The 7778-nt window shown below is 62.4% G+C and carries 9 protein-coding genes and 1 pseudogene; 2 read left to right on the top strand and 8 right to left on the bottom strand.

Annotated features, from left to right (window positions below; translation table 11 throughout):
- Positions 1 to 28: 28 nt before the first annotated feature.
- The 8 genes from HRF45_09405 to HRF45_09370 all read right to left on the bottom strand — a co-directional run bounded on the left by HRF45_09405 (position 29) and on the right by HRF45_09370 (position 5285).
- Positions 29 to 238, bottom strand: coding sequence for a hypothetical protein (locus tag HRF45_09405; protein MEP0766739.1), 210 nt, complete (start codon positions 236 to 238; stop codon positions 29 to 31).
- Positions 239 to 301: 63 nt separating this feature from the next.
- The gene (locus HRF45_09400; protein ID MEP0766738.1) at positions 302 to 964 is read right to left on the bottom strand and encodes a hypothetical protein; all 663 of its coding nucleotides are present in this window, start codon (positions 962 to 964) and stop codon (positions 302 to 304) included.
- Entirely contained in the window at positions 951 to 1349 is a 399-nt protein-coding gene (locus HRF45_09395) for a hypothetical protein (protein ID MEP0766737.1), read from the bottom strand. Before HRF45_09395 ends, HRF45_09400 begins: the two co-directional genes overlap by 14 nt.
- A 12-nt stretch (positions 1350 to 1361) precedes the next feature.
- The gene (locus HRF45_09390) at positions 1362 to 2675 is read right to left on the bottom strand and encodes a ParB N-terminal domain-containing protein (GenBank protein ID MEP0766736.1); all 1314 of its coding nucleotides are present in this window, start codon (positions 2673 to 2675) and stop codon (positions 1362 to 1364) included.
- Positions 2659 to 2910 carry a hypothetical protein gene (locus HRF45_09385; GenBank protein MEP0766735.1) on the bottom strand — a complete coding sequence of 84 codons (252 nt, stop codon included), beginning with the start codon at positions 2908 to 2910 and terminating at the stop codon, positions 2659 to 2661. Before HRF45_09385 ends, HRF45_09390 begins: the two co-directional genes overlap by 17 nt.
- Positions 2880 to 4742 carry a MarR family transcriptional regulator gene (locus HRF45_09380; GenBank protein ID MEP0766734.1) on the bottom strand — a complete coding sequence of 621 codons (1863 nt, stop codon included), beginning with the start codon at positions 4740 to 4742 and terminating at the stop codon, positions 2880 to 2882. Before HRF45_09380 ends, HRF45_09385 begins: the two co-directional genes overlap by 31 nt.
- Positions 4721 to 4918, bottom strand: a complete 198-nt coding sequence (locus HRF45_09375) for a hypothetical protein (GenBank protein ID MEP0766733.1) — start codon at positions 4916 to 4918, stop codon at positions 4721 to 4723. The genes HRF45_09380 and HRF45_09375 overlap by 22 nt, the downstream gene beginning before the upstream one ends.
- Before the next feature lie 115 nt (positions 4919 to 5033).
- Positions 5034 to 5285, bottom strand: a complete 252-nt coding sequence (locus HRF45_09370; GenBank protein MEP0766732.1) for a helix-turn-helix domain-containing protein — start codon at positions 5283 to 5285, stop codon at positions 5034 to 5036.
- A 119-nt stretch (positions 5286 to 5404) separates the two neighbouring features.
- On the opposite strand from HRF45_09370, the gene HRF45_09365 reads away from it, so the two are divergent.
- Together HRF45_09365 and HRF45_09360 are read left to right on the top strand one after the other, a co-directional pair.
- On the top strand, positions 5405 to 6529 hold the full coding sequence (locus HRF45_09365; GenBank protein MEP0766731.1) for a hypothetical protein: 1125 nt from the start codon (positions 5405 to 5407) through the stop codon (positions 6527 to 6529).
- Positions 6530 to 7682, top strand: a pseudogene (locus HRF45_09360) (site-specific integrase). It begins immediately after the preceding gene.
- Positions 7683 to 7778 lie beyond the last annotated feature (96 nt).

Raw genomic sequence — 7778 nt, 5'->3', positions numbered from 1 at the left:
CCCACTCAGAGGCAGAACATAGAGGCGACTATTGGGCTGGCAGTGTGGGACAACCTCTCTCGCCGTCGAGAACGGCAACCTGGAGCAAGCCGCGAGAGAGGTTGTCCCACACTGCCAGCCCAATAGTCGCCTCTATGTTCTGCCTCTGAGTGGGTGTCAGGACGACGGTCATAGGCGTGGGCATCTTGGACTCGATCGCTTGAACGCGCCGAACCAGTTCCTTGCTCAAACGGACCATTGCTGCCTCCTTGGCACAACCCCTTTGGTCACGGGAACGTCCATTATCGTGACCAAGCGCAGGTCACTCCGTCGCATGCTCCTCCGAGGGCCTCGGTCTGTGTATATCGGTTGGCTCTGGGTTAGCAAGTCCCCATCGCTCAGCGAGGCCCTTGTAGCCGCCGAGGCTGATCGGCCCCATCACCATCATCACCAGATGGGTGAGCTCATCGAGCCTGGGATCCGCTACAGGCCTCTTCTCGAGCCTGCAGGTGATCGCCTCGCTCAGCACATTCGCTAGTCCGCGCTCGCCGTAGGAGGTGAGCCACGAGTGGCGGATGTACTCGTCGTCTCGAGGGCAATCGCCCCAGTGCGTTGCGAGGTACGACTCGCGGTGCTCGCTGAGGGGATGATGCGCCTCGGCTACCTCCGGGAGCAGGTCCCATGCGAGGTCCGCCATGCGCTCTGCCGTGGCTCGGTCGGTTGCGGGTCCGGTCCTCTCACCCACCGGGTTGACGTGATATCCGCTCCAGAACGCGACGCACGCCGCCCGCTCATCGGGATAGCTGCAGCGATTGCATGGAGTCGGGTCGTCGAAGTCACCCCACGGCCTCATGCAGGCCGTCGCGGCGAAGAGGTGCGCAGCATACGTAGGATGCATAGGCTGCGGCTTCTCGACTCTCGGTGCGGGCAGCCGCTGCTCCAGACCCTCAAGCCTCTTCTTCAGCGCAGAGCTAGCCCTTACCATTCCGATCACCTCGCGCCGCAAGCCGCTCCTCGACGCTTGCGATCCGCTCTGCGAGCTCTAGCGTCTCGGCAAAGCGTGTGGAGTACTCGAGGATCGTGCGTGCCGCCCCAAGCTTCACGTTGGGAGTGCCGTCCTTCATGAGACCGACCAAGGTGACGACTGCTGCGCCCGTAGATCGTGCGAGCGAGCCGGCAGTCTCCCGGAACATCTGGTCGCGCAAGTCCGACACTTGCCGCATGAACTCCGGGTCCTTCATACGCCGATGCACGGTGGCTTCATTCACGCTGGCAAGAGCGGCGGCATCGCGCGCGGTCCTGCCGATCGCGAGGGCGGCGATCATCTCGGCGTCGCCCTTCCTGCCCCTCTGCTGTGCATTCTCGCGCATTTCAATGCACCTCTAGGGTCCTGCCAGCTTCGGGTCTAGACCCATACCTGAGAGCCTCTCTAGCGCCACGGCGACGTACTTCGGCTCGATCTCCATCGCGCAGCACACCCTCCCAAGCTGCTCTGCCGCGACAAGCTGGGTCCCGCTGCCTGCGAACGGCTCGTAGCACAGATCGCCGGGCTTGGTATGCTGAAGCATCGGGATCGTAAACACGCCCGCCGGCTTGACGGTCGGGTGCTCGACGTCGTCGTGGCCCTCGCCGCGATTCGGGAACTCCCAGACGTTCGGCGGGAAGTCGCTTGCTACGCGGGGAGGCTCATGCCCTCGCACCCATCCGAATGCGCAGCTTTCAGACTTGTTCATGTAATAGGAGTAGCCGAGGACGGGGCAGGTCTTGACCCACACAATGGTCTGGTGCCAGAAGGCGCCGTGCCGAAGCCAGACCCTCTCCAGCATCGCCTGGTTGCGCTGAGCATGCCAGCAGTACCAGGCAGCGTTGTCGTCGATCGCTAGCTCCACGGCTACCCTGACAAAGCCGTCGTAGAGCCCTTCGCCCTGGGTCGCATCATCCCAGGTCTTGCCATAGCTGTCCGACCAGTCCTTGTTCTTGTCCTTCTTCCTCCCGGCTTTCACCAGCTTCTTGTCTTCCCAGCTGGAGGGATGGTTGGTGCCGTCGTAGTCCACCAAATACGGTGGGTCGGTCGCAAACAACTGGGCGCGCTTTCCGTCCATCAGCCTTCGGACATCGCCCTCGTTCGTCGAGTCGCCACATAGCAGTCGGTGCTCCCCGATGAGCCACAACTGGCCTCGCTCCGTCTTCCACTTGATTTGAAGTTCCTCCGCCTTGGCGAGCTCTGCGCCCGGGTCTTCCTTCAATGGCAGATCGGGCTCGCCCAACTCCTTGAGCAACTCGTCGAGAGCATTAGTGTCGTACCCGGTTCCCAAAAAGCCGATCTCGCCCTCCTGCAGTTCCTTGAGGAGCCTGGCCAGCGTCTCGTCGTCGTAGCCCGCTAAGTCGTTCGTTCTGTTGTCGGCTAGGAGGATGCGAAGCGCCCTGTCGTCGTCAACATCCACCCAGAACACGGGCACGTGTTCCATGCCTGCCTCGATCGCTGCCTTCAGCCTGTGGTTGCCCGCAAGCACGTAGGCGGTTGAGCGCTGCGCCACGACGGCGCCGTAGAAGCCGTTCTCCTCGATGCTCTCCTGAATGGCCCCCACGTCGCCCCGGCGTGGATTGCGCGGATGAAGCTTCAGGTCAGCAACCGCTACCATCTCCAGCTTGTCGTTGATGACCCGGCATCCGGGTGCTTCAGTCGTCTCTGCCATTCTTGCCACCTTGCTTTGCATCGTGCCCGTTCAGCGATTCGGGATAGGGGTCGGAGGTGTAGTTCCGCCAGACCTCGGGGGAGGCACCCAGCTCCACCAGCGTCTCCCGAACGCTCTGACCACCCGCCCACCACCAGTACCTGCGGTCCGAAGTGAAGGGGATCCTTAGCTCGCCATTCTCTGTGATGTAGGGTTTCGGCTTCCCTACGTCGGGGCCCGGCGAGGGGTGTTGCACTGTTGCATGGCAATCGGCAGGGATAACCGCCTGGTGTTCCATGCAACAGTGCAACACTCCTCCTCGACCTCGCCTGCCGTTGGCAGGACATCGCGGTCGGCGGGCATCGGCTCCGCAGGATGCAGCTTTGCCGGCTTCCCCTTCTGCTCCTCATCGTTCACCACGAAACCGAGGTCGGTGGCCCTCTTGACGCGGCGGCTGACTGTGGTCTTGTCGAGGCCGAGATGCTGGGCTAGGCGTGACACACTCACTGTCCCCTCTGCACCACCCTCCTCGTCCGTCAGTTCCTCTAGCGCCTCTACCGTCTCCCGCACGGCCTTGGGAACGGCCGCCTCTATGCCCTCTGAGAAGGCCTCCTTGACTAGCGCTCGTACCATGTCGTAGTCACTGAGCGCCGCGATGACCGCGCCCTGTGTGTCCTTCTCTCGACCTGCTTGGTGCAACAACGCATGTGCTCGGATAAGGCTCAGCAGAGCCGGGAAGTCCCTTCGCAGGCGAACTGCATGTGTTGGTAGGAGACGCGCTATTGCGCTGGCGTACGGGATGATCGCCGTGCGTTCGGCGCTGTCCAACCACTCCTGAAGAGCATGCCAAGGTGCGTGATCCACGATCGCGCTCCCAGGTTCCTGCGCTTGTGCAAGCAACACCAGCCGGGTCTGCTCGGTCGTGTCGGTCACGGTTAAGGAGAAGAACCGTGTCTCGTTCTCCGGATGCAACTTCACGGCCGTCGTGGTGACGATCAAGCCGGTTGGGCCCTCCCGCTCGATGACGCGAGGCTGGAGTCCTTTGCCTGTCTTCTCAACCGTTTCATAGCGAAGACGGCCTTCGCTGAGTAGGGAGCGCACTAGGTAGCTCTGCATGTCACCGGACATGCCCGTCGCCTCGATGATCACCAGGAAGCGGTGCGCCAATGGCTCCTTGGAGTACGCAAGCGCTCTCTCAGACATCGCGGTGAGTGTGTAGTGAGTGCTGGTGGGGAAGAACTTGAGAACCTGTTCGATGACGAAGCTCTTGCCGGCTGAACTAGGGCCCTTGATCGCCGCCGAGACGGGTCGGTCAAGCAGTCGCGTGATGAGCACGAGGAAGAGCAGTTTTGCCACGTTCGTGTCGCCTGCGAAACCTGATGCCTTGAGATCCTGGGCGAAGCGCTCAAGGATGTCTGGGTGCGCAGCCAGAAGCTGGCACTGCTCCCACGCAGCCTCCCAGTGCGACTTCGCTTCCGCCTCTAGCTCGTGCCGGAGTGGCGTTGCCTGCTCAAGCACGACGCGGAACCTCTCACGGAAGCCCTGCGGGTCGGCGAGATGGAGCTCTGATGGGTCCTTGCAGCCTGGCAGGTGAACCAGGTACAGGCGGTCTCTGAGTGCCGAAGCCGATACGTCAGCACGGAGTTTGTGGCCACCCTCGTCCGGCTCGACAACGAGATACACCTTTCGGATTCCGCCGAAGCACGTCGCCCACTCGTCGCGCCACATCGTTGCGCCTGGAACACCGAGAGCCGGTAACCCTGCGAACCACAGCGTGTGGCAGTCGCTTTCGCCTTCGACCAAGACAATAAAGCCCGCCTGTCGAGCTGTCTCCAGTCGGCCAAGTCCATACAGGCGCGGCTTGTCTCCCCGCCGCCACCGAAACCGGTTGTCGATGTCCTCTCCGCGTTCGAGAGAGGTCCTGTACCGTTTAGCGACGACCGTCCCCTCCTCATCCGTGTAGGGCATCTCGACGGCGGGCTGCTTCTGGTGCCTCGCGGTGCAGAGACCGATCTTGCACAGGAACTCCTGCGGCAGCCCTTTCGCCTCGGCGTACTGCTCGAGCGTCAACCCAAGGGGGTGTTGCACCGTTGCGCGCGTTTCGGAGGGGACAGGCGCCCCCCCACCCTCCTGCGAGCACCATCGTTACTCTGCGGGAAGAGATCGCTCATCGTCAGACCCCAGGTCTGGACGGTCGCCTCCGTGTCACCGCCACCGAAGTCGTGGATGAGCACCTTGCCGCCATCGCCCAGACCGATCGACACCGACCTGCGCTTCTCATCGCGAAGCGGAGAGAAGGCCATGTAGCGTTCACCGAATCTACGCGGTGACCTGCCGTGCGCCTCCGCTGCTTCGAGGACGCGTTGGAGCGTCGAGGTCTCAACTTGCTGAGGAGTTCCCACGCTGATGCGCCTCCATGCCAGCGGATCGCTCGCCGGCAGCCCCGCACTCCAAGCCCTCCGAGCGGACTCTCGCATCTATCCACGCGAGAAGCTCAGGGCCGTGGACCCGCACCGAGCGACCAATTCGAACCGTCGGCCACTCGCCCGACGCGGCCAACTCGTAGGCCTTCGAGCGGCAGACACTCGCGACTTCCGCGGCCTCGCAAACCCTGAGAAGAAGTTTGTCCATGGTCACCTCCTGAGTTTGAGCCAGTACTGAATGGATCAAACACGTCTTCCGTCGTGTATAATGGCTTAGCACTCGACTGACGCTTGGATTGTATCAGACACGTTTACTGAGGTCATAAAATGAAGCAGCGAGATTCGTTTCGAGACCAGGTCGAGCTCCTCCTGGGCTCTAGCGTGCCCGACGAGGAATGGGCATGGGTAGACGACTCTGACCTGGCCCTCGAGTGTCGGCACGGAATGAAGAACGTGAACGAACTTGTCAATTGGATTCGGAGGACGCGCGAGGTCTATGCTGGCCGCGCTCGCGACGCCCAGGGCACGGGGGAACTGCGAAGGGAGGGAAAGTCAGCCGACCTACGGGGTCTTCGCGGAGACGCGCTTCGCCTTCTGCTTGCTCAGATCGCGGAGGCTGAGACTGAGGTCCAGAGCTTTCGTAGCGAGGTCCTCAATGGCGAACTGCTGGCGCCCGAGAAGGCCGTAGACTGGGTCCGTGAGCGTGGCCGTGAAGAAGGGCCACCGACAATCTGGCTCGACTCGATTCCGGTTCCTCAAGATGCCGACGTGATGCATGGGAAGGCTGGCTGGTATGTGGAGCCGCCGCTTGAGCTAGGCCCCGGGCATGGTGCTCATAGGACTCACGTTGCCTTTCTGGAGGTAGCTTGCCCGCCGGACTTTGAGATCTACCGTCACGCGGTCGAGGCAGGGGGCGTTCTGGACAGGCTCCGCCAGCTCTCGGAGGAGCTCTCTAAGGACTATGGGTGGGCAAAGAGCACTGCAGCAACCTTCGTGCTGACCGGGTTCGCTCCCTACTACTCGAGCGCCAGTGTCACTCGCACCTTCGGCTTCGGAACGGGCGACACCACTCGTCTCAAAACGCACACAGCGGCGCTGATGGGTGAGCTGGCAGGCGTGGCACTAACTGTCACCAGGACGCGTATCAAGCTGGAGCTTGACCCGACACTCAGCCCTTCCGAGGTGGCTGCGCTTTACGCCTCTTGGCGCAGCAAGGTGCTGGGCAAGCGCTACAGGCCGCTGAGCGCGAAACACCTGACGCTGGTGGCGTTCGTCCTTGGTCGCCCGTCCGATGAGCCGTTGGGAGAGCGAATGCTCGCCTGGAACGCCGAGTACGGGGCAACGAAGGGCTGGAAGTACGGGCAGGAGAGCAACTTCCGCAGGGACTTCCACAGAGCCAAGCGGCGCCTGCTGTTCCCACCTTATAGGCACGCGACGGAGGAGGCAGGTTAGGTGAGCAGACGTGGTCACGGAGAAGGCAGCATCCACCAGCGAACCGTGGTGCGCGTCCATCAACCTTGGCTGGCAAGGTGGGAAACGGAAGCGGAAGCGGAAGCACTTCTTCCTAGGTCGCACCCGCAAGGAAGTCCAAGAGAAGCTAACCGAGGCGCTCAGGAACTACCAGCAGGGCCTTCCGGCAGCGCCAAGTTGCCAGACGGTCGAGCAGTACCTAACAAGTTGGGTGTGGGAGACGGCGAGGCCAACCGTCCGGGCTCGTACCTTCGAAAGCTACGAGCTAGTAGTTAGGAAGCACCTCGTGCCCGACTTTGGTCGCACCAAACTCGGAGACCTCTCGCCGCAGCGCGTGCAGGCACTACTCAACCGGAAGCTGCAGAGCGGGTTGTCCCCTAGGACGGTGGAGTACATCCGCACCGTGTTAGTGATTGCGCTCAACGTCGCGGTGCGCTGGGGCTTGGTGCCAAGAAACGTCGCGCTACTGGTGCCGGCGCCAAGAGTGGAGCGCCATGAGGTCCGGCCCCTATCGCCTGACGACGCACAGAAGCTGCTCGAGGCGGTCAAGGGCGATCGGCTTGAAGCGTTGTTCACTGCCGCGCTCGCAGTAGGGCTGAGATTGGGTGAAGGGCTCGGTCTCTCGTGGTCTGACGTGGAGTTTGAGAAGGGTACCATCACGGTGAGGCAGCAGGTACAGCGGATCGGCGGCAAGGTGGTGTTAGTCGAGCCGAAGACGAAGCGCTCGAGGCGCACGATCGCCCTGCCGGAAGTGGCAGTCGAGGCACTGCGCGAGCGGAAGGTGCGGCAGTATGAGGAGCGTCTACTGGCCGCCGACGGTTGGGTGGACACAGGGCTCATCTTCACGACAAGGAAGGGAACACCGCTGGAGCCGCGCAACGCCCGAAAGGCCTTCCACGAACTCCTGGAGCGGGCAGGACTTCCGCGCATTCGGTTCCACGACTTGCGGCACGCCTGCGCTAGCCTGATGCTTGCGCAACACGTCCACCCAAGGGTCGTCATGGAGATTCTCGGCCACAACAACATCTCGATGACCATGGACCTCTACAGCCACGTGATGCCTGAGGTGCAACGCGAGGCGGCCGCCTCAATGGACAGAGTGCTGCGACCGGCAGTCTCCCGCACCGGCGCATAGCGCGGGCTCAGGGGGTTAGCCCCTTGTTACCGAACCTACCGCACACCCCACTGATCCCCTGGTTTGTCCACCCTGTACTGCGCATTCCACAGAGTG

Source organism: Fimbriimonadia bacterium (assembly GCA_039961735.1).
Classification (GTDB): domain Bacteria; phylum Armatimonadota; class Fimbriimonadia; order Fimbriimonadales; family JABRVX01; genus JABRVX01.
Note: the sequence above shows the minus strand (reverse complement) of the source record. Positions and strands in the feature narration are given on the sequence as shown.

Bases quoted from the DNA above. Each gene is read 5' to 3' on its own strand.
- HRF45_09405 (MEP0766739.1), bottom strand. From the start codon at position 238: ATGGTCCGTTTGAGCAAGGAACTGGTTCGGCGCGTTCAAGCGATCGAG.
- HRF45_09400 (MEP0766738.1), bottom strand. From the start codon at position 964: ATGGTAAGGGCTAGCTCTGCGCTGAAGAAGAGGCTTGAGGGTCTGGAG.
- HRF45_09395 (MEP0766737.1), bottom strand. From the start codon at position 1,349: ATGCGCGAGAATGCACAGCAGAGGGGCAGGAAGGGCGACGCCGAGATG.
- HRF45_09390 (MEP0766736.1), bottom strand. From the start codon at position 2,675: ATGGCAGAGACGACTGAAGCACCCGGATGCCGGGTCATCAACGACAAG.
- HRF45_09370 (MEP0766732.1), bottom strand. From the start codon at position 5,285: ATGGACAAACTTCTTCTCAGGGTTTGCGAGGCCGCGGAAGTCGCGAGT.
- HRF45_09365 (MEP0766731.1), top strand. From the start codon at position 5,405: ATGAAGCAGCGAGATTCGTTTCGAGACCAGGTCGAGCTCCTCCTGGGC.